We start from the raw sequence: 23,268 nt of genomic DNA on the forward strand, positions 1-23,268 counted from the left end.
AGGGCGAGGCGACAGCCGAGTCAGCAAGACGGCCGCAGGCTCCGCAATTGCAGAACCTGGCAGCGAAGCTGACTGGGGGAGCGTCAAAGCTACTTGCCCTATTGTTAGGAACGGCAATGGCGCTTACCACTGCTGTAGCGGCACCATCCACCGCGCTCGCGGATGACTCCGCATCCGCATCCACCGCCCAAACCGCCGCCAAGGACCCAACCAAACCCCAGTCCGACGTCACCGTCATCGCGTTCCAGCAGTCCTGGAACACGATCGCCGCCGAATGCAAGGCCACCTACGGCCCCGAAGGCGTCGGCTATATCCAGATCTCTCCGCCGGAGGAATCCGTGCAGGGCACCCAGTGGTGGACGGTCTACCAGCCGATCAGCTACTCGCTCAACTCGCGTTTCGGCACCGAGGGCGAGCTGAAAAACATGATCCAGACCTGCAACGCGCAAGGCGTGCAGATCATCGCCGACGTCGTGCTCAACCACACCTCCGGTCACGACGTCGCATGGGTCGACGACCAGTACGGCGTGGCCGGCAGCGCGTACAACGGCACGTACGGTCGTTATCCGAACATCGGCGACGGCATCTACCAGTACGAGGAAAGCGGCAACAACCACCAGTACGGTCTCTCGTCCGGCGACTTCCACTCGTGCCGCACGAACATCGCCGACTACACGGATGTGACCGAAGTGCAGGAGTGCCGCCTGTCGACCATGTGGGATCTCAACACCGGGTCCATCCACGTGCAGAACGTGCAGTCCGACTACCTTGCCAAACTGTGGAATCTCGGCGTGCGCGGCTTCCGCATCGACTCCGCGAAGCACATGAACGTCAACGATTTGAAGGCGCTCAAAGCCCGTCTCGCGGCGAAGATCAACGTCAAGGCGGCCGACATCCCGTTCCAGCAGGAGGTCATCTATCACGACGGCGAAGCCAAGGAGCTCGCGCCGACCAACTACACGGTCAACGGCGACGTGACCGAGTTTTCGTACGCGTACCAGCTGCGGCAGGATTTCAACAGCGACCTGAGCAAGCTGCAGTACATCAGCAACGGTCTGCTGCCGAGCGACAAGGCCACCGTGTTTGTGGCGAACTGGGATAGCGCCCGCGGTTCGGAAACGCTCAACTATGCGTCCGGTTCCAAGTACGAGCTTGCGAACGCTTTCATGCTTGCATACGATTACGGCAAGCCGAAGATCCTGTCGGACTACTACTTCACGTCCGACAACAGCGACGCCGGTCCGAACGGCACCACCGACACGCGCGTGCCGGACGTCGACTTCGACACCGCATGCACGGCGGCGGGCAACGGAACGTCCGGCACGTCTGCCGTGGCCGCGTCGTCCCTGACCGGCCGCAACCAAGGCGACTGGCTGTGCCAGCAGCGCTGGACGTCGATCCGCGGCATGATCGGCTTCCACAACGCGGTCGCCGGTACGTCCGCCGCGAACTGGCAGAACCCCGGCACAAACAACATCGGCTTCTCGCGTTACGACTCGGATGCCAAGCGCGACAAGGGTTTCCTTGCGATCAACAACACGCTGCAGGAGCATGAGGAAACGTATCGGACGAGTCTGCCCGACGGCACGTACTGCAACGTGTACACGTCAAACGCAACGTGTGACAAGATCGAAGTCAAGAACGGCCAATTCACCACGACGATCGGCAAGCGGTCGGCCGTGGCGATCTACGACGGCATGACCGCCAATAAGTGGGTCGGCTACGGCGACAAGGGCGCGGTCGATTCCGGCTACGACGATCAACCGAGCACTGGCCGCATCGGTGACACGTCGCTGACGATCTACTACAAGCCGGACACCTCGTGGGGTGACAACGTATACATCCAGTACGCCGCCGGCAACGCGCTGCTCAACGATGAACCGGTTCAGATGACCAAGTCGTCGCAAACGTTGTCCGGCGACTGCTCGAGTGCGGACGGCTGGTATCAGATCACCATCCCGAACATCAACACGCAACGCGTGCGCTACCGGTTCACCAACAGCAAGACCGGCAGCAACGACGCGGCGTGGGACTACCAGGACGGCATCAGCAAGCTGTACGAAACGGCCGTGGGCACCGCGATCATCGCGGTGAACAACCACGACGCGACGATCGGCATGCCGTTCGCCTGTGTGGCGCCGAGCAGGACCACGTTCACCGTGCATTTCAAGGCGTCCGGCGCGGCGCAGGGACGTGCGGCCGGCGTGGTCGTGTGGGGCAAGGATACGGCCGGCAATGAACTTGCCGAAACGTACTATCCGTTCGGTACGACCGATGACGCCGACGGCAAGCGCATGCAAACCACGTTGAACGGCGACTACACGACGCTGAACTACCGCATCGTCGGCTCCGCGGACGATCTCAAGACGCCGGTCACCGGCACGAACGCGACGTATACGGCGAGCGTGCTCGGCAGCAGCGACGGCAACGATATCGACGGCAACGCCATCGTCAAGGTGCGCGGTTCGATCGAATCGTGGGTCGAGGGCGCGGACGGCGCGAACGGCAACGCATACGATTCGTCGTACGAGTCCCGTCATCCGACCTCCAACCCGCAGCCGAACGACGTGAAGAACCCGAAGCGGCTCGAGATCACCGTGCACTACATGCGTGCGGACGGCAACTACCAGCAGTTCGATCTTGATTCGGACACATGGCAGGGCTGGGACCTGTGGACGTGGTCGCAGGAATCGGCATCCGGCGCGGCGCGCAGCTTCACCTCGCACGACGACTACGGCATGATCGCGAAGTACACGCTCGAGGCGACCACCACGGGCAGCCGTGCGCCGAAGTTCATCCTGCGGCAGGGCGGCGACTCGTGGTCCGGCAAGGACCCGGGCTTCGGCGACCCCGACCGATACCAGAACAAGGATCGACTCATCCCCGAATCAGCCATCCATGTTCCGGCCGGCAACAACGAAACCGGCACCGCGGAAATCTGGCTCGTCAGCGGCGATCCGACCGTGTATACGCAGCGGCCGAGCGTGGTCGGCGTGACGTTCGAGACCGGATTCAACTGGCTCGTCAGCCCGCAGGCCGTGCGGATCGGCGGCAAGGTGACGCCGGTCGCCGAGAACCAGACCCCGAAGCGCGACGGCTACTTCTTCCGCGAATGGACGACCGACGCGGCCGGCCAGCATCCGTACAACTTCATCAACACACCGGTCACCGGCCGACTCAAGCTGTGGGCGCAGTACGACAAGGGCAACCTGGTCACGTTCGACACGGGCATCAACTGGAACGTGTCGCCGCAGACCGTGAAGAGCGGCGAGACCGTGTCGCCGATCGCGGACGATCAGGTGCCCCGCCGGGACGGGTATCGTCTGGTCGGCTGGAGCACCAGTGCCGATCGCAAGATCGCGGACTTCGCGATCGGCACGACTCCGGTGAACGGCGACATCACGCTGTACGCGGTGTGGGAGAAGCTCTCGTACACCGTGACGTTCGATACGGGAGGCGGGTCCGCGGTCCCAGCTCAGATCGTCGAGTACGGTGACAAGGCGACCAAGCCCGACACCGAACCGACGATGACCGGCAAGAAGTTCATCGGTTGGGTGACGAGCGCGGACGGCAGCACGCCGTACAACTTCGATGCTCCGGTGACCGGCGACCTGACCCTGTACGCGAAGTGGGGCGAGGCTAACGTGACGTATCATCTGGTCACGTTCCGCATGAACGTGGGCGGCGATGAGTCCGCTTCGGTCAAGTCGGACATCCTGCAGTGGGTGGCGGAAGGCGAGGCGATTCTTGCGCCTGATCCCGCGCCGACGCGCGAGGGGTACCGTCTTGACGGGTGGACTCGCGATGCGATGGGCAAGCAGCCGTTCACGTTCGAGGGCTCGGTGATGGGCAAGGACGACCTCACGCTGTACGCCAAGTGGGTGCAGGTGTGGACGGTATCGTTCAACCTCGCCTACGAGTGCACGGCTGCGGGCGATGGTTGTAAGGCTCCGGCTTCGCTGATCGTGGACAACGGGTCTGCGGTGGCGAAGTCGGCCAAGCCGGCCGATCCGGTGCGCGACGGCTACACCTTCGAAGGCTGGTACACCGACGTCGATCTGACCGAGCCGTTCGTGTTCGAGGGCGAGTCGGGTTCGGGCGACGCCAAACCGACGGTGGTGAAGAGTGACCTCACCCTCTACGCCAAGTGGGAGAAGGCCGGTCAGGCGTGGACGATCAAGTTCGATCTGAACGGCGGGGCGAAGCCCACGGTGGGCGACGGCGTGACGGCCGAGGACATCGCCACGTTGGACCCGCAGAAGGTGTATGACGGCGAGAAGCTGCTCAAGCCGACGGTTAACCCGGTGTACGGCGACTACACCTTCCAGGGCTGGACCACCGTGCGCGACGACGCCCTTGCCACAGGCAAGGACGACGCCTTCACCGGTGGCAGCGCCTTCGGCTTCCAGTGGAACGAGGAAACCAAGCGGTTCGAGAGCATCATCCCGATCGACCACAACGGCACCCTCTACGCCCTCTGGGAGGTGAAGAACTAGGGGCGCTGGTTCCCGGGATTTCCTCTCGGCCAGTGTCCCTCCCCGGGTGTTCGCAACGCCGGAACGTGAGGCCGTTTTCTCCCACATTGCTCCCCCTGAAGGGGGCTGTCCGGAAGCGTCAGAACGTGAGGCCGTTTTCTTTCACATTGCCCCTGAGGAGCTGTCTCCTTATCGGTCTGAGCGTCCGTGATCTTCACGGTATTGCTCCCCCTGAAGGGGGAGCTGTCAGCGAAGCTGACTGAGGGGGTGAAATACCCTGCACGTTAGATCCGACAATGCCAATCCGGCCGTACCCGAGTCCACAAACATCATCCATGACTCAGGTACGGCCTTTTCGTTCCATAACGACCCAAACTGAGTCGGATCGGTGTCGCGTGACTCAGTCAAGCCGACGTCAGATATGAAAAGACCGTAACTAAGTCATGAAATGTCACACAGACTCAGTTACGGCCTCTCACGTTCTCAGTACAGGTCACGCCTGTGCGGCGGCGGCCGCTTCGCGGCGCGCACGCGCAACCGCGTACAGGCTGATGCCCGCCGCGACCGACGCGTTGAGCGATTCGACCATGTTGGTGATCGGGATGCCGGCGATCGAATCGCACGCCTCGCGCACGAGACGGCTCAGGCCGCTGCCTTCGGACCCCAGCACGACCACGAGCGGATCGGTCTCGAAACCGGTTTCACCTACGAGCTTATCGCCGCCGCCGTCAAGGCCGACCACGTAGTAGCCGCGTTCCTTGAGGCCGTCGATCGCCTTGTTCAGGTTCACCACGCGGGCCACCGGCATGTGCGCGGCCGCGCCGGCCGACACCTTCCACGCCGCGGCGGTCACCGAAGCGGAACGGCGCTCCGGCAGGATCACGCCGTTCGCGCCGAACGCAGCAGCCGAGCGGATCACCGCGCCGAGGTTCTGCGGGTCGGTCACGCCGTCCAGTGCGATGAACAGCGGGCGGGCGTTGATGCGCGCGGCGGCCGAGTTCGCGGCCTCCATCGCGCGAGCCTTCTTCTCCGCGCGATCGGCCAGCTCGACCAGCGACGAATACTGGTACGGCTGCACCTTGAGCACCACGCCCTGATGGTTCGACGAGTGCGCAATGCGATCCATCTCGAGACGGTCCGCCTCCAGCAGATGCAGGCCGTTCGCGCCGGCCAGCTTCACGATCTCGCGCGTGCGGTCGTCGTGTTCGATGCGCGCGGCGATGTACAGCTGCGAGCTCGGCACGCCTACGCGCAGCGCCTCGAGCACCGCGTTGCGTCCGATGACCAGATCGTCGGAATCCGACGTGAACTTGGCCGCGCGACGGCGTGCAGCCAGTCGCGGATCGGCCATCTGACGGCGCTGCGCGATCTTCTTCTCGCGATACGCCTTGTGATACACGCGGTCCTCGGCCTTGGGAGTCGGCCCGTGCCCGCGCAATGCATTACGATGCTTTCCACCCGACCCCTTGGTCGGTCCTTTCTTAATAGCCATAGGTGCCATTCTCCCAGCACCCCGCGCCAAACGCGGTGTGCCGATGTTCGGCGCGGTGGCGGCCATTCTTTCTGTCATCTCAGGCACAGACGTAATGGCTCCTCTTGCCATTTCGAGCGTAGGCGAAGCCGGCATCCCCCTGTCATTTCGAGCGTAGGCGAAGCCGAAGTCGAGAAATCTTCCTGAAGGTGTGGGCGTTTGGAAGATCTCTCCGCTCCGGTCGAGATGACAGGGGAGTGCGCTCCGGCTGGAATGACGCAAGGCGACGCGAGCTTCGGGCGAAACGACCGGATAAGTAGGGCGCGCGGACTCGCGTCGCGTCGGTGTACGGTTGGCTATTAGGATGTTTCCCGTGAAACAATCGATGACGCGACGCAATATCTTCGGACTGCCCCTGCTGTTCTGGGGCCTGTGGCTAGCCCTGCTGATCCTGTGGATGGGGCGCTTCGTCATCTCGTTCATGTCGATGTATCTCGTCAAAGACCTGCATGTCGATGCGGGCGTCGCCGGCACGATCGTCTCCATGTACGGTTTCGGCGGCATCTTCGGCTGCCTGTTCGGCGGTTCGCTGTCCGACCGGTTCGGCCGCCAGTCGATGATCATCAGCGGTGAGATCGGCGCGGCGATCATGCTGATCATCCTGTCGTTCATCGACGATCCGTTCGTGATGGGCGCGATGCTACTCGTTTACGGTGCGATCTCGTCCATCCCGACCCCGGCCATCGCCGCGTACATCGCCGACGTCGTGCCGATGCGCGCGCAGAAACGCGCGTACACGCTGCAAACGTGGGCGGTCAACTTCGGCTTCGCGATCGGCCCGATCATCGCGAACCAGCTCGTCAAGATCTCGTACACGCTGATGTTCTACGCGGAGGCCGTCATCCTCGTCGTCGCGACGGCGATGCTCATCCTTTTCTTCCATGAAGCTCGCAAGCTCGCCGGTCGCGACGCAGCTGCCGTCGTCATTCCGAACGCAGACGAAACGGCGTCCCCCGTCATTTCGAGCGAAGGCGAAGCCGAAGTCGAGAAATCTTCTCCGAATCCGGCTGCGTCGGCCTCGGAAGATCTCTCCGCTCCGCTTCGCTCCGGTCGAGATGACAAAGAGGGGTCGCGCTGCGGTCGCGATGACGGGAGTGAACTGCGTGCTGGCCGAGATAATAAAAACGGACTGCTTCCCAACCGTCATGACAACGTTGCCGATGCCGCAAACGTTACTGCAACCGGTGATGCAAACGATCGCGGCTCCGACATCAATCAATCCGCAGGGCAGCCCGTTTCGATGCTCGACAACTATCGTCGTGCGTTCACCGACTGGCCGTTCATGTCGATGGTCATCTTCATGTTCTGCTATACGATCGCGTACTTCCAGCTCACCAGCGGTCTGCCGATCGCGCTCACGCAGCTCGGCATGGGCACGGACCAGTATTCCGTGCTGCTCACGATCAACGGCGGCATGCTGTGCCTGCTGCAGATCCCGTCGCTCGCCGTGTTCAACCGCATGAGCAATACGCGCGTGCTCGTGCTCGGCATGCTCATGACCGCGGTCGGCTACGCGTTCCAGATCGGCGCGACCACGTGGCACGGCTTCGCGATCGCGGCCGTGCTGTGGACGCTCGGCGAACTCGGCACGTTCCCGATCGCCGCGACCACCGTCGCGAACCTCGCGCCGGCGAACGCGCGCGGCACGTATCAGGGCTTGTACAACCTCGTCTGGTCGCTGTCGAACGGTGCCGCGCCGCTGGTCGGCGGCTGGATCATCGGCGGATTCGGCAGCCGCACGCTGTGGATCTGCTGCACGATCATGTTCCTGCTCGTCGCCGCCGGATTCGCCGCCACCAAGGGCGCCCGCGAACGCGCCGTCGCCCGCAACCTACGCGCCGCCGACCTCGCCGGGTGACCCGTTCGTCCGGCGCTCCGCCGTCCGCGCGGCGTGTAGCAACATGCGGGCGGCGGGGCAACGCGTGCGCACTGTCGTCCGCTCGACTTCATTGCCGATGCTGTCAGCTGCTCTTGCGGCTTGGGCTGACTCGTGCTGTGGGTCAGGCTCGTTCGAGTTTCGCATAGCGCAGCCGCGTCGCTTCGCCGGTGATAGCGAGCTAGTAGTGGTCTTTTGCAGACAGGATGCAGAGTCGGTCGCCGTCGACCGTGTATATCAGCCGGTTTGCTGCGTCGATGCGACGCGACCAGGCGTTGTTGAATATCCACTTAAGCGGTTCCGGCTTGCCGATGCCTGCGAACGGGTCGCGCTGTATGTCTCTGATGAGTGTGTTGATGCGTTTGAGTGTTCGTTTGTCCTGCGACTGCCAGTATAGATAGTCGTTCCATGCGTCGTCCGTCCAGCACAGCAGCATCACTCATCCTCCGGTTCGACGAGATCGTGCTGCGTTCCGCCGCCCTGCTCGACTTGCGCGATGCCGCGTGCGATCTTGTTGCGCAGATACGAGTTTTGTGCCACTCGCGCTGATTCCATGAGAGAGTCGTAGTCGTTGACGCTCATGACGATCACGTTGTCTTCCGGATTGACATTGGTGACCAGCAGCATGTCGGCATCTTCGTTGACCTTGCGCATGTATGACTTGAGATTGTTGCGGAACGCGCTGTACGACACTGCCTGCACCATATTGATCTCCATTCGCGGTGGCAATAGTGATTGTACAGGATATTGTACTATTTGTTCGAGTGCGTGGAGTGATGGCCTGCTGCCAGTGGCTGGTGACTCGTAGATGGTTGTGGTGGTCATGATCGCTCCTTTGTGGTTCTGCTTGTGGTGGCGCCTTGGTGATATCTGAGGTGAGCCTGACCGTATCCGATGCGGTTCTTCCGCGCAAGCCAAACCGGGGTATGTGGTCGAACGGTTGGAGTTATCCACATTCGGCGTGCCTGTCCACATTTGTTGTGGATAACTCAGTGTCCGGTGCTGCCCGATTTTGTGGATAACTCCGCGCCGCCCTCATTGGCGATTGTGTTTATGTGCGATGCCGTGCCGTCGTCGGCCAGGCTGAGCGCTCGCATTTCTGCGTGTGATGCGGGCAGTGGGAGCCTGGCCCTTCGGCGTGATGTTTTTGCTACTAGGCAATCCTTGCTATCTCGAATATCACGCCAACTACCTCCGTTGCGTGATGTTTGGGATAGTACCCGTGTCTTACTCGCCCGAATATCACGCGAATAAGTTGGTGCGCGTGATATTTCTGCTAGTAGCGGCGTCCTACTCGCCGGGATGCCACGTGGCGGGTTGGTTGCGTAGTGTTATCGCCAGTAAAGGTGCTCAACTCGCATGGTTGTCACGCCTTGGCACGTGACTTGGGATTTGGCCGGGTGTGGTGGGGAATGTTGTCACGCTTTTGGGGTTTGGCGTGTTTTTTGTGTTGTGTGCCAAGCAGGGGAGTGGGCTGGTTTCTGGCGGTTGGCTACGATTGGTGGAATTCTGCGGTTTTGGTGCTTGCTGGCGTTGTCACGCACTGGCTTTTTTCGGCTGAACGCGCAGAGCATGACAAAATCGCTGTCACACCTTGGCGAAACTCTGCGATTCCGCCCGGGCGTGACATGGGTTCTCCGGCTGTCTGCTATATCTCGCGTCAACGAGTCCACTGCGTGGCACGGCGTCCTGGTTGCCCCGGCTGAATCTGTGCGTCACGGTTTCTTCGCGTGATGTTTCTGCTGGTAACTGCGTCTTGCTATCCCGGATATCACGCCAACTACCTCCGTTGCGTGATGTTTGGGATAGTAGCGGTGTCTTACTCGCCCGAATATCACGTAGACAGACCGATTTGCGTGGTGTTTTTGCTGGTATGCGATCCCTGCTATCCCGGATATCACGCCAATAGTCTCTCTGACCTCTCTCGCGTGGTGTTTTTGCTAGTAGGGGTGCTTGATGAGCATATTCGTCCCAGCAAAGGCGTCAACTCTCATATCCGTCATGCGCGGTGATCTTACGGAGTGGTGATCGTTAACGTGGGTGTGCGGGCGGCGGGGTAATGTGGCGCGGTATGAGTGAAGATACTGCTGTGAGCGATGCCAAAAGCGGCATCGCAACGAATGTCAATGATGGCGTCAACAACGGCGCTGCGACGAATGCCGATAATACCGTCAATGGCACCGCGGCGAATATCAATGGTGCGGATGCCGTCAATGACGCGATCGCCGCGTTCCCGAAACTGCGCGCCCGTACGCTGCGCTTCGGCTGCGGCGCACCACGGTCCGCGCAGGTGATCGGCGACGGCACCCACGCCCTGTTCCTGCGCTCGGACGGCCCCGAAGACCTCGTGACCGCGCTGTGGCTGAGCGTGATCTCCCCGGACGGCACTCATCGCGAGATCAAGCTTGCCGACCCGCGCGACCTCCTGGCCGACGCGGATTCCGAGGACGTGCCGGCCGAGGAGAAGGCCCGCCGCGAACGCGCCCGCGAAGGCGGCATGGGCATCGTGAGCTACTCGGTCGACTCGGCCGGCCGCCGCGTGGTCTTCACGATCAACGGCCGCCTGTTCCTCACCGAAATCCTCGACGCGCCCGATGGCGCTCCGGCCGCCCGCACGCGCCAGCTCGCCGCACCCCAGCTCGACACTGACGACCAGTGGATCTACGGCCCGGTCCTCAACCCGCGTATCAGCCCGGACGGCAAGCACGTGCTGTACACGACCGGCGAGCACCTCATCCTCATCGACATCGCCGACTGGGAAGCCGCGCAGGCCGCCGCCGACCAGCCGGCCGGCGAACTCAACGACGGCGTGTTCGTCGCCGCGGACGATGCAGAGGCCGCGTTGCTGGAAGGCACGATCGCCGCGGACGACGGCGAGACGGCAGCCGGCGACCGGATCGGTTCGATCTGGAGCGTGTGCGATGACAACGATGGCGAGAATACGTGGAAAATCGGCCTCGCCGAGTTCGTCGCCGGCGAGGAAATGGACCGCTACGACGGCTTCTGGTGGGGGCCGGACTCACACCACATCCTCTTCGAGTCGTTCGACATGTCCCCCGAACCGATGTGGTACATCAGCGACCCCGCCAACCCCGACCAGCCCGCGGACGGCCGCCACTACCCGCGCGCCCTCACGCGCAACGCCGACACCCATCTGACCGTCGCCGAGCTGTCCTTCGATGACAACGGTCGCTACTCCGGCATCACCGGCACGTCCGTCAAGTGGGATCGCAAGACCTACGAATACATTGCCGCCGTCAACTGGAGCAAGGGCCACGATCTGATCGTGCTCGTGCAGGATCGTTGCCAGCGCAACGATCAGGTGCTCGCGGTCACGCTCGACGGCGCGCAGTCCGGTGCGACGCGCGTGCTCGAAACACATCACAACGACCAGTGGATCGATCTGGTGCACGGCACGCCAACGTTCGCTCCGGACGGCCGACTGATCTGCCCGCTCAACGATATGGACACGGACACGAACCGGCTGACGGTCGACGGTCGACCGTTCACGCCGGCCGGCTGGAACGTGCGCGACCTGCTCGACGCGACCGATCGCGACGTCCTCGTACGCGTGCAGCGCGAGCCCGATCTCGCACCTGATGTGCCGGCCGCATGGGCCGACAGCGACGCCGACGAACGACTGGTCGGCGGCCACGACGCCCGCAGCTTCGACGTGGTGCGCATTGCATACGATGGCACGGTCACGCCGGTCACCACCGCTCCCGGCGCGTGGACCGCATCGCGCGGCCCGCGCGGCATCGTCGTCTCCGGCCACGACATGACCCATCTCAAGTCGCAGATGTGGCACGAAACGATCGACCTCGGCGATCCGAACGCAACCCCGCAGTCCGCCAGCCGCTTCGAAATCGCGAACCACGCCGCCGAACCGGGCTTCACCGCGAACGTCACGTTCACGCGGCTCGGCGAACACCGCCTGTACACTGCCATCATCGCGCCGAGCGCCAGTAGCCCGTACGCGCGCGCCGAGAAACTGCCGGTGCTCATGAAGCCGTACGGCGGTCCGGGATTCCAGCAGGTCATCGCGAACCAGTACATGTACTGGGAGGCGCAGTGGTGGGCCGATCAGGGCTTCCTCGTGGTGACGGCGGATGGCCGCGGCACGACCGGCCGCGGGCCGAAGTGGGATCGCGAGATCTTCGAGAACATGAAGGACGTGACGCTGGCCGATCAGGTCGAGGCCGTGCATGCGCTGCCGGACGCGATCGCCGCGCTCAATGCCGACGAGTCGCTGCGTGCCGGCAGCGCCGCCGGCTGTCCTGCCATCCCCGCACCCGACCTTGACAAGGTATGCATGATCGGCTGGTCGTACGGCGGCTTCCTCTCCGCGCTCGCCGTGCTCGACGCCCCCGACGTGTTCAAGGCCGGTTGCGCCGGCGCCCCGCCCACCGACTGGACGCTGTACGACACGCATTACACCGAGCGCTATCTCGGCCTCAACCCCGAGGTGTACGCGTACAACGGCATCGTGCAGGATGCGCCGAAACTGCATCGTGCGCTCATGCTCATCCACGGCTTCGCCGATGACAACGTCACCATCGCACACAGCCTGCGACTGAGCCAGGCGCTCATGTCCGCCGGCCGCCCGCACACCTACCTGCCGCTCACGGGCATCACGCACATGACCAACGACGAGACGGTGGCCGAGAACCTGCTCACTCTCCAGCGCGACTTCCTGCGCGACGCCCTCGACCTGCGCTAGTTCTCAGCCGTCGCAACAACCGGCAACGCCGTTCCGGGAATAGTTGCACTGGCACCATTCCAGTGCAACTATTCCCGGAAAACAGGCCCATCGTCCTGAAATAGTTGCGCTGAGCCACCGTCAGCACAACTATTGTCGGCCGAAGCCGCTGATTTCCGAGAATAGTTGCGCTGAGAAAGGGGCGTTCGGATGCTTGGGTGCGTGGGGGCGTTTTGGCACTTGGAAGCTTGGATGTTTGGACGCCCGGAAACCCCTGCATAGCCAGATGCTGGATAAACCGCCACGTGCGGGTGGTACGTGTGAAACACACAATCGGGGAGGCGGATCGGTGGCGATGTCGTCGCCGACAAACCCCACTCGCAGGTACGCGTTAGACAGACCGCCCACCGGTATCGCATTTGCGTTCACTCGGCGGGCAGCTGGGTACCGCCGCGGCATATAGTAAGGACGGAACTGACGATACGGGCTGTGGCGTGAACGACGTGGCGATGAGCAACGCGGTGGCATGCAACGCAACGTGAGCAACGTGGTGTGAAAAGAGGATGGACGTGCGCACGATTTGGAGGATCTTCACCCGCGACTTGATGCGGATCATCCGCAACCCCGTCGCCCTCGTGGTCACGCTCGGCGTGGCCATCATCCCCTCGCTGTACGCATGGTTCAACATCCTCGCCAACTGGGACCCGTACTCGGCCACCGGCAACCTGCAGGTCGCCGTCGCCAACGACGATCGCGGCGCGACGAACGACCTCGTCGGCAAGCTCAACGCCGGCAAGCAGGTCGTCGCGCAACTCAAGAAGAACCACTCCCTCGGCTGGCGATTCGTCAGCGAGGAACAGGCCATCTCCGGCGTGCAGTCCGGCGAATACTACGCGGCGATCGTCCTGCCGAAGGACTTCAGCGAGAACCTCGTCGGCTCGGTCACCGGCTCGAAGAACAAGCCGCAGATCAAGTACTACGTCAACGAAAAGAAGAACGCGATCGCGCCGAAGATCACCGACACCGGCGCGACCACGATCGACTCGCAGATCAACGAAACGTTCGTCTCGACCGTAGCCGAAACGGTCGCGAAGACGATCACGAAAGCCGGCAATACGATCGGCGACGCGGCGAACGACACGCAGGACGATACGATCGGCGATCTCGATACCGTGCTCGCCGACCTCGACCGCATCCAGCGGTCGCTGACCGATCTGCAGTCGACGATCGACCAGTCGACTGGCACGATCGACAGTGCGAAACGCAACGTCAAGGATTTGAAATCGACGATCGCCGCGGCGAAACTCGCGTCCGGCAACGCCGGCAGTCTGCTTGCGCAGGCGCAGACCGGCACGCAGGATTTCTCGACGCAGCTCGTCGGCAAACTGGACGACGGTTCGGCGCAACTGTCCGGTCTTGCGGTGAGCGCGAACCAGGCGGCCGGCACGATCACCGGCACGTTCAACAAGGCGCAGGATTCGGTCGATACGATCACTGAATCGCTGAACCAGCCGCTCGACAGCGTTGCGGCAACGATCGACCAGATCAAAACCGCGCTTGACGACGCCGGGCTGCCGAAGGACACCACCGACCCGGTCGGCCAGCGCATCTGGAAGCAGATCGACGCGATCGACAAGGCCGTCGCACGGCAGCAGTCGCAGGTCAGCACGTTCCACAAGGACACCACGCAGTTCATCACGAGCGGCAAGGACGCGACCGGCAACCTGTCCGGCGCTCTCACCGACACCACGAGCGGCGGCATCGCGACGCTCAATACCGCCCGTTCCAGCCTGACCGGCACGATCATGCCGAACATCACCGCCTCGCTGAACAGCTTCTCCGCGCTCAACGGCACGTTGAACGGCACGCTCACCTCGCTCGACTCGACGCTCGACCAGACCAGCGGGCTGCTCGACCAGCTCGCCACCACGCTCGCGCAGACCAAGACCACGCTCGGCTCCACGAAGGACTCGCTCGCGCAGGTGTCCTCTGACATCACGACCGTGCGCACCGACATCGCCGCGCTCGACAGCTCGGCCGCCTACCAGAAGATTCGTGAAGCGCTTAATCTCGACAGCAAGGGGTTCGGCGAGTTCATGGGCACGCCGGTCACGCTGCACACGAACGTCGTGTATCCGGTCGACAACTACGGTTCGTCGGTCACGCCGTTCTACACCAACCTCGCGCTGTGGGTGGGCGGGTTCGTGCTTATCGCGATCTACAAGCTCGAGGTCGATCGTGAAGCGCTTCAGCACGTCACCGCCACGCAGGCGTACCTCGGCCGCTGGCTGCTGCTCGTCACGGTCGGCCTCATGCAGTCGGTCATCGCGTGCGTCGGCGACCTCGTGCTCGGCATCCAGTGCGACCATCCGTTCCTGTTCATCCTCGCGGGTGTGTTCTGTTCGTTCGTCTACATCAACATCATCTACGCGCTGGCCGTCGCGTTCCGGCACATCGGCAAGGCGGTCGCGGTCATCCTCGTCATCATGCAGATCCCGGGCGCGTCCGGCCTGTACCCGATCGAACTCATGCCCGACTTCTTCCGCGAACTGCACCCGTGGCTGCCGTTCACGTACGGCATCAACGCGATGCGCGGGCCGATCGCGGGCATGTACGCCAACCATTACTGGCTCGACATGGGCCATCTTGCGCTGTACTTGCCGGCCGCGCTGTTCGTCGGCCTGGTGGTGCGGCGGTACGCGATGAACCTCAACGCGCTGTTCGACCGTCGCCTTGGCGACACGGATCTGATGATCACCGAGCACAATTCGATGGTCAACGAGCGCGTGAGCCTGACGCGCGTGTTCCGCGCGGTGTCCGACAGCGCGGACATGCGTGCGGTCATCAAGCGGCGCGCGCACCGGTTCTTCGCGATGTATCCGCGCATGATCGTGGCCGGCCTCGCACTGCTGACCGTGCTGCCGGTGGTCTTTCTGGTGCTGCTGTTCGTGCTGCCCGCGAAGATTCCGATGCTGACCGCGTGGATCGCCTCGATCATCGTGATCGACACGTATCTGATCGTGGTCGAATACACGCGCGAAAGCTACGCGCGCCAGCTCGGCGTGAGCGCGATGAGCGCGGACGAATTCCGCGACGTGATGCTCAACGGGTACGTGTGGCGGCGGTCGCACGGGCGGCATGCGGGCGGCGGCGGGCCGTCAGGCGGTGCCGCAGACGTTGCGGCGTCGCGACCGGCGCCGCACGCCGCCAGCTCGCTCATAGACCCTGCGGCCGGACTGCTCGGCCCGTTCGGCAGCTTCGGGGCGGCCGGCGACGGCACCGCGGATGACGCCGAATACGGCTCCAGCCCGGACATCAACGAGATCACGCAGGAGCTGCCGATCTTCGGCGCACGGCATCGGCGGCGGCATGCTGATGATCCAGCTCCGGTCAAATCCGAGTCTCCTGTCATTTCGACCGGCTCATCTACCCCTGTCATTTCGACCGGCTCGGCTACCCCCGTCATTTCGACCGAGCGTAGCGAGCGGAGAAATCTTTCCGACGTCACAGCATCGGAAGATTTCTCGACTTCGCTGCGCTCCGCTCGAAATGACAATGGTGGGGGAATCGGTTCTACGAGCAACGGCAACCACACGACGGAAGGAGGCGCGCGATGAGGAACATCTGGCGCATTTTCGTGCGAGACGTACGCCAATCCACGCGCAACGTGATCGCGGTCATCGTCGCGATCGGCCTCGTCATCATGCCGTCGCTGTACGCGTGGTACAACATCGCCGCCAGCTGGAATCCGTACGGCAACACCAAATCGCTGAAGGTCGCCGTTGCGAACGTTGACAAAGGATACAAGTCCGACCTCATCCCGGTCACCATCAACGTCGGCGAAACCGTGACGAACGCGCTGCGCGCCAACCACCAGCTCGACTGGCAGTTCGTCGACAAGGACCAGGCTATCGACGGCGTCCATTCCGGCACGTACTACGCGGCGCTCGTCATTCCGAAAAGCTTCAGCGCCGACATGATGACGCTGTTCTCCGACAAGGTCAAGCACGCAAAACTCGAGTACTATCTCAACGAGAAAATCAACCCGATCGCGCCGCATATCACCGATCAGGGCGCGTCCACGGTCGCCACGACCATCGACCAGACCTTCGTGAAAACGCTCGGCGAGGTCGCGCTTAACCTCGCGTCCAGCGTCGCGAACTATGCGCAGAGTCCGCAGATGTCGCAGTACGTGACGAACGCGACCGAACACCTGTCGTCGATGTCGTCCAAGCTCACGAGCACGGCCGCGCAGATCGACGCGTACTCGTCGCTGCTCGGGGCTGCGAACGATATCATCACGTCCACCGACAAGCTGCTCGGCTCGGCCGGATCGGGGGCCGCCGATACCAAGAAGGCGATCGCGCAGGCCAGCGACGGCGTGAGCGGCCTCGACAGCGCACTCACGGGCGCGACGAGCGGCGTCACAACCGCGCTCGGTCAGGCCAACTCGTCGTACGAGTCCGTCTCCAAGCAGATCGACGCCGCGTTCGACGACGTGAACTCGCAATCCGCGCAGGCCGCCGCCAAACTCACCGACCTGCAGGCCAAGGTCCAGGAACAGTCCGACGGATTCGGCTCGTATGCGGACGCGCTGGACTCGCTCGCGCAGTCGTTGACCGACCAAACCGGCACGACGATCGGCGAACAGGCCGTCGCGAACGTGCAATCCGCGCTCAGGAACGCCGCAGCCAAGGCCCGCGACGCGCAAACCAAACTCTCCGACGCGGCCGCAGCGCTCGGCGACGCGGCGAAACAACTCAACGCCGGCACCGCCGACGCGGCCGCCACGCGCAAGCAGCTCAAGGCCAAAATCGCCGCCGCGCAACAGTCCGTCAGCGGGCTATCCAGCACATACGATGCCACGCTCAAGCCGCAGCTCGACTCGCTCGCATCGTCCATGAACGACGTGGCGACGCAAACCGGCACCGTGGTCGACGGACTCGCGTCCACGATCGACAGCGTCTCCGGCCTGTCCGGCAGCATCTCCGGCGACGTGAGCGACATGCGCGCCTCGCTCGCCGACTCGTCGAGCGCGCTCACCAAGTCGGCCGCGAAACTCGACAAGCTTGCGTCAACCATCACATCCACGCTGTCGGGCGGCGTGCCGGACGTGTCCTCGCTCACCGACGACCCGGACACGCTCGCGACCGTGCTGAGCGCGCCGGTTTCCGTCAACCGCATCGCCGTGTACCCGATCGCGAACTACGGGTCCGCGATGACGCCGTTCTACACGGTGCTGTCGATCTGGGTGGGCGCGATCATCCTCGTTGCCATGCTCAAGGTGTCGATCTCCGATCACGAGAAGGCGAAGATCCTCGGGCTGGGCAACGAGCTGCCGCTCGGCGAGACGATGGGCCTGCGCGAGGCGGTGATCGCGGGACGTGCCGCGGGGCCGGCCGCCGCGCTCGACGTGCTCATGAAGCCTCGGCCCGAATCGCCGGGCAACGCGAGCCGGTTCGGGCTGAAACTGCATCAGGAGTACTTCGGACGGTACATGATCTTCGGGGCGCTCGCGCTCATGCAGGGCACGCTCGTGTGCCTCGGCGACCTGCTGTATCTGGGCGTGCAATGCGAACACCCGGTGCAGTTCCTGCTCACCGGATGGCTGGCGGCGATCGTGTTCTCGGCGCTCATGTACACGCTCACCGTCTCGTTCGGCGACATCGGCAAGGCGATCGCGGTGGTGCTGCTCGTCGTGCAGGTGGCCGGCACGGGCGGCACGTTCCCGATCGAGACGCTGCCGGCGTTCTTCCAGATCCTGTCGCGGTGGCTGCTGTTCCCGTACGCGGTGGACGCGATGCATGCGGCGATGGCCGGCTCGTACGGCATGGAGTATTGGGTGTCGATGGGCAAGCTGGCGCTGTTCCTCGTGCCGGTGCTGCTGCTCGGGTTGGTGCTGCGCAAGCCGGTGATCCGGCTGAACGACTGGATCATCCGCAACCTCGAGAGCACCAAGGTGATGTGACCGGGCGCGTGGTGGGTACGTGACGCTGCTGAGCGCAGGGTGTGGCGCGGAAAGGCTGGCGGCGTGAGGCACTGTGCGGCCGTGTGGGACTGGTTGGCGCGTGCGGTTGTGTGTCTGCGGCGTGGCGGTTGTGCGATCGAGAGGCTGTTTTGGCGTGTTGACGAGGTCGGTTTGACGATCGAGAGGCTGCCCACGCGAGGCAGACCTCGATGCCATGCCCCCGAACGCGTGTTTTTCGGTCTCCCTGGCCCCGGCGCTTAGGAGCGCCAGCCTCTCGATCGGCAAACCGACCTGGGCAAGGCGTGAAATCGGCCTCTCGATCGGCAAACTGCCGGGGAATGGGAGGTTTTCTTCAAAGCCTGAGGCAGTTTCGCCGTGACGCAGGGGGCTTTCTGCAAACTGTGAGGCAGCCGTGCTCGACATAACCGTCCTTATGCCTGCGTTAGGGGGTGTTGCGGGCGCGTGTGAGCAGGGGGCGTTGCCTCAGGGTTTGGAGAAAGACCCATTCGCGATGGGAAAACTGCCTCAAGGTTTGCGTTTTGCCCAGTTTTACGCGTCGGCGGATTGGGTAGCATGGTGGCATGGACCTGAGGATGCTTGATGAAACCCGGTACGCCGACGAAATGCGCGACAAGGTGCTGCCGGCATTGGCGCGATGCCGCGCCGAAGGATGGCTGGAACCGGCCGAGGTGGACGGGTTGCCGGTACTGCCCGGCGTCCGCGTGCTCAACGGGAACGGTGCGGCGGCGCAGGCCGGCCAGACGTCCGATGCCGCAGTGCAAGATGAAGAGGTTCCCGCATCGAAGGGTGCACCGGTCGCCGCGGATGCGGACCACACCGGAAAACTGCACTACGTCTGCTACGACGCCGCCAAGTTCGACGCGCTGCGCGAAGACGACGCCACCGGCATCTTCCGCGGCGCGATCGTCATCTCGCACGGCTTCACCGAGTTCTCCAAAAAATACTCCGAACTCATCTGGTATTTCCTCCTCGCCGGCTACTCCGTATGCCTCATGGAGCATCGCGGCCACGGCCATTCCGCCCGCGACGTGAGCGACGACTGGCTCGTGTGGATCGACGACTGGCGCCGCTACGTGGCCGACCTCGCCAAATTCGCCGACACGGTCGGCAAACGGTACGCCGACGGCCAGCCGCTCAACCTGTTCTGCCATTCGATGGGCGGAGGCATCGGCGCGGCCGTGCTCGAACAGCATCCGACCCTCTTCGACAAGGCCGTGCTCTCCGCGCCCATGATCGCGCCCGCCACCGGCGTCCCGAACTGGCTGGCCCGTGCGCTCGCCGAGGTGATGTGCGGCATCGGCCTTGGCAAGCATCCGGTATTCGGGCAAGGTCCGTTCGTGCCGGAGTACAAGCCGGAGGAGCATGTGGGCGCATCCGCGGCGCGCACACGCTGGTATCACGAGTGTCGCTGCGAGGACGAATGCTGCCAGACCAATGCGGCCGCCTTCGCGTGGGTGCGTGAGGCGCTGCGCCTGTCGCACGCGGTGCTCAAGCCGGACGCGTGCGAGAACATCGAGACGCCGGTGCTGCTGTTCCAGGCCGGCCGCGACATTTGGGTGCTCAACGAGCCGCAGAACCGGTTCGTCGCCCGCGTGAAGAACGGCGGCGGCGACATTCGGCTGGTGCGTTACCCCGAGTCGGTGCACGAGATCTTCAGCATGCCGAACGACACGTTCCGCCCGTACTTGAAGCAGATCCTCGACTTCTACGAGTCGAACGAGATCCAGACGCTGTGACGTCCGTGTGGCGGTTTCGACGCGCTCGGCGGCGTGAGCCGTGGCCGTGCCGATAGATGCCGCATGCGGCGGTCGGTTTGCCCGCCGATCGCCCGCTGAGCCGTGATCGGCAAGCGTGGTCCTCCGCAAGATCGTCGTACTATGTCTGGGGTGCCGCGCGTGTCGGCATGGAGCGCGCCGGGTGATACCCGGGCGTGCTCAAGAGCAGGAGCAGCACGCGCGGCGGCATGACGATGCGACGGATGCGGCAAAGAAAGGATGCGCACATGACCTACGATTTCACGTCAATCATCGATCGGCACGGCAAGGACGCCCTCGCGGTGGACGGACTCGGCACCATCCCGGGCATGGCCCCCGACCGGCCGAAGCCCGGCTTCGATCTGATCCCGATGTGGGTCGCCGACATGAACTTCCCGACCGTCCCCACCGTCCAGCAGGAGATCATCGAACGTGCCAAGCACCCGATGTTCGGCTATTTCCAGCCGACCGACGAGTACTTCGACTCGATCATCAAGTGGCAGTCCGAGCGCAACGGCGTGACCGGCCTCACCCCCGAACATATCGGCTACGAAAACGGCGTGCTCGGCGGCGTGATCTCCGCGCTGACATCGTTCGCAGCGCCCGGCGACGCAGTGCTGCTGCACAGCCCGACCTACAACGGCTTCACGATGTGCATCGAGAACAACGGCTTCCGCATCGTGCACAGCCCGCTTAAGCGCGACGCGGACGGCGTGTGGCGCATGGATTTCGACGACATGGACCGCAAGCTCAAGGAGCACAACATCCACGTCGCCGTGTTTTGCAGCCCGCACAACCCGACCGGCCGCGTGTGGGAGCGCTGGGAGATCGAACGCGCGATGGAGGTCTACCGCGCGAACGATGTCATCGTCATCTCCGACGAAATCTGGTCCGACATCATCCTCGCCGGCCACAAGCACATCCCCACCCAGTCGGTCAGCGAGGACGCGCGCAACCGCACCGCCGCGTTCTACGCGCCGAGCAAGACGTTCAACCTCGCCGGCCTGGTCGGCAGCTACCACATCATCTACAGCAAGTACCTTCGCGACCGCATCGTCGCGAAGGGCTCCAAGTCGCACTACAACGAGATGAACGTGCTCTCGATGCACGCGCTCATCGGCGCGTACAGGCCGGAGGGCTACGAGTGGTGCGACGAGCTCAACGAGACGATCACTGGGAACGTCGACTATGCATACGATTACATCACCACGCATTTCGACGGCGTCACGCTGGCCAAGCCGGAAGGCACGTACATGCTGTTCCTTGATTGCGCCGAGTGGTGCAGCGCGCACGGTGTCACGTTGCACGAGTTGATCAAGCGCGGCTGGGACGTGGGCGTTGCGTGGGAGGACGGCAGTCTGTTCTGCTGGCCCGACTCGATCCGCGTGAACCTCGCGTTGCCGCTGAGCCGAGTGCAGGAGGCCATGCGCCGCCTCGATGAATACGTGTTCAACGCGTGAGGCGTGCACCCGTCCGGCCGTTCCGTGTGCCGCCCGGCCGCCCGCGATACAATGCGATGCGGTTTGAAACCGGCAAATGCAACCGGACATCAGGCAATCACGGGTCGGGAGGATCAATGGCGGAACGTAACAGTGGCAGCGTAACGGATGTTTCGTCCGAGTCCGCGGTCACCGAGTCGACGTCACGCAAGTCCGCTTCCCCTTCGTTCGAACGTACCCCGCGCGACATCCTGATCGGCGCGGCGCTCGTGCTCGCCGGCGGCATCATGTGGGGCACGAACGCGACCATCTCGAAGCTGCTCATGGGCACGTACCACGCCGATCCGCTGTGGATCGCGTGCGTGCGCGAACTGATCGCCGGCGCGATGTTCGTCGCCGTCGCGGCCGTGCGGCAACGTCGTCTGCTGGTCGGCGCGATCACCGACCGCAAGGGGTATCCGTCTCTGATTGGCGGCTCGCTGATCTGCGTGCTGCTCGTGCAGGTCGCCTACCTATGCTCGATCAACGCGACGAACGCGGGTACGGCGACCGTGCTGCAATCGCTCAACCTGCTGTTCGTGCTTGCGTACGTATGCATCCGCGGCCGACGGCTGCCGAACCTGCGCGAAGGCGCGGGCGTCGCGCTCGCGTTCGCCGGCGTGGTGCTGCTGGCGACGGGCGGCGATCTGACGACGATCAAACTGCCGGCGATCGGCCTGATTTGGGGACTGGTGAACGCGGGCGCGACCGCGGCGATGTCGATTCTGCCGATCCGGCTGATCGCGCGGTGGGGCAACATGACGGTGAACGGGATCATGTTCGTGATCTCTGGGCTGGTGCTGCTGCCGGTGGTGCGGCCGTGGGCGAGCGCGCCGGCGTTGGACTGGTTCGGCTGGCTGCTGATGGTGTACACGGTGGTGATCGGCACGTTCGGTGCGTTCGGGCTATTTCTGGCCGGGATGATGCGCGTGGGGTCGATGCGTGCGACGATGCTCGGCACGAGCGAGCCGGTCGCCGCGACGATCACGTCGGTCGCGTGGACGGGCGAGGTGTTCGCGCCGGCCGATTTCGCCGGTTTCGCGATGATCCTCGCGATGGTGTTCCTAGTGCGCTGAGATTGTGGTGTGTCGAGGCCGTGACGGGGAGCGCGCCGACGCCGATTGCCGTTTTGCGTCGACTTGCGTGATGTTGTGGATGGTATCGGACGGCTGCTATCCCAAATGTCACGCGGAGCGGGGAGTTTGCGTGATGTTTTGGATAGTGCGGCGCAGATGCTATCCGCAACATCACGCGAGAGGCCGTGTTAGCGTGATGTTTTGGCGAGTATGCCGCAGATGCTAGCCGCAATGTCACGCAAGGGGTTCGATTGGCGTGATGTTTTGGATAGTATCAGGGATTTGCTATCCCGAATATCACGCAGGGGGCTGTTGACGTGATGTTTGGGATGGTATCGGATGGCTGCTAGCACGAATATCACGCAAGAGACGTGGACGGAGATTGGCGCA

At 63.5% G+C, this 23,268-nt stretch carries 10 protein-coding genes and 1 pseudogene; 8 read left to right on the forward strand and 3 right to left on the reverse strand.

Annotation, left to right across the window (positions count from 1 at the left end; translation table 11 throughout):
• Nucleotides 1–116: 116 nt before the first annotated feature.
• On the forward strand, nucleotides 117–4,496 hold the full coding sequence (locus tag AC1A0G_RS07425; RefSeq protein ID WP_476528561.1) for an InlB B-repeat-containing protein: 4,380 nt from the start codon (nucleotides 117–119) through the stop codon (nucleotides 4,494–4,496).
• A 472-nt stretch (nucleotides 4,497–4,968) separates the two neighbouring features.
• On the opposite strand, the gene rlmB is transcribed toward AC1A0G_RS07425, so the two are convergent.
• Nucleotides 4,969–5,967, reverse strand: coding sequence for a 23S rRNA (guanosine(2251)-2'-O)-methyltransferase RlmB (rlmB, locus tag AC1A0G_RS07430; RefSeq protein ID WP_476528562.1), 999 nt, complete (start codon nucleotides 5,965–5,967; stop codon nucleotides 4,969–4,971).
• 364 nt (nucleotides 5,968–6,331) lie between these two features.
• Between rlmB and AC1A0G_RS07435 the strand changes: the two genes are divergently transcribed.
• A complete protein-coding gene (locus AC1A0G_RS07435) occupies nucleotides 6,332–7,864 on the forward strand; it encodes an MFS transporter (RefSeq protein WP_476528591.1) in 1,533 nt (510 codons plus the stop codon).
• A gap of 199 nt (nucleotides 7,865–8,063) precedes the next feature.
• On the opposite strand, the gene AC1A0G_RS07440 is transcribed toward AC1A0G_RS07435, so the two are convergent.
• Nucleotides 8,064–8,318, reverse strand: a complete 255-nt coding sequence (locus AC1A0G_RS07440) for a Txe/YoeB family addiction module toxin (protein WP_476528563.1) — start codon at nucleotides 8,316–8,318, stop codon at nucleotides 8,064–8,066.
• On the reverse strand, nucleotides 8,318–8,707 hold the full coding sequence (locus AC1A0G_RS07445) for a type II toxin-antitoxin system Phd/YefM family antitoxin (RefSeq protein ID WP_476528564.1): 390 nt from the start codon (nucleotides 8,705–8,707) through the stop codon (nucleotides 8,318–8,320). Before AC1A0G_RS07445 ends, AC1A0G_RS07440 begins: the two co-directional genes overlap by 1 nt.
• Before the next feature lie 1,366 nt (nucleotides 8,708–10,073).
• On the opposite strand from AC1A0G_RS07445, the gene AC1A0G_RS07450 reads away from it, so the two are divergent.
• The 6 genes and pseudogenes from AC1A0G_RS07450 (at nucleotide 10,074) to AC1A0G_RS07475 (ending at nucleotide 22,878) form a co-directional block, all read left to right on the forward strand.
• Entirely contained in the window at nucleotides 10,074–12,602 is a 2,529-nt protein-coding gene (locus tag AC1A0G_RS07450) for a prolyl oligopeptidase family serine peptidase (RefSeq protein ID WP_476528593.1), read from the forward strand.
• Nucleotides 12,603–13,186: 584 nt separating this feature from the next.
• Nucleotides 13,187–15,748, forward strand: a pseudogene (locus AC1A0G_RS07455) (YhgE/Pip family protein); the annotation flags it as partial.
• 446 nt (nucleotides 15,749–16,194) lie between these two features.
• Nucleotides 16,195–18,549, forward strand: coding sequence for a YhgE/Pip family protein (locus AC1A0G_RS07460; protein ID WP_476528565.1), 2,355 nt, complete (start codon nucleotides 16,195–16,197; stop codon nucleotides 18,547–18,549).
• A 581-nt stretch (nucleotides 18,550–19,130) separates the two neighbouring features.
• The gene (locus AC1A0G_RS07465; protein ID WP_476528566.1) at nucleotides 19,131–20,306 is read left to right on the forward strand and encodes an alpha/beta fold hydrolase; all 1,176 of its coding nucleotides are present in this window, start codon (nucleotides 19,131–19,133) and stop codon (nucleotides 20,304–20,306) included.
• 266 nt (nucleotides 20,307–20,572) lie between these two features.
• Nucleotides 20,573–21,784 (forward strand): MalY/PatB family protein, encoded by a 1,212-nt coding sequence (locus AC1A0G_RS07470; RefSeq protein WP_476528567.1) that lies wholly within the window; start codon nucleotides 20,573–20,575, stop codon nucleotides 21,782–21,784.
• A gap of 116 nt (nucleotides 21,785–21,900) precedes the next feature.
• Entirely contained in the window at nucleotides 21,901–22,878 is a 978-nt protein-coding gene (locus AC1A0G_RS07475) for a DMT family transporter (RefSeq protein WP_476528569.1), read from the forward strand.
• Nucleotides 22,879–23,268: the final 390 nt, after the last annotated feature.

This window comes from Bifidobacterium sp. LH_230 (genome assembly GCF_056357555.1).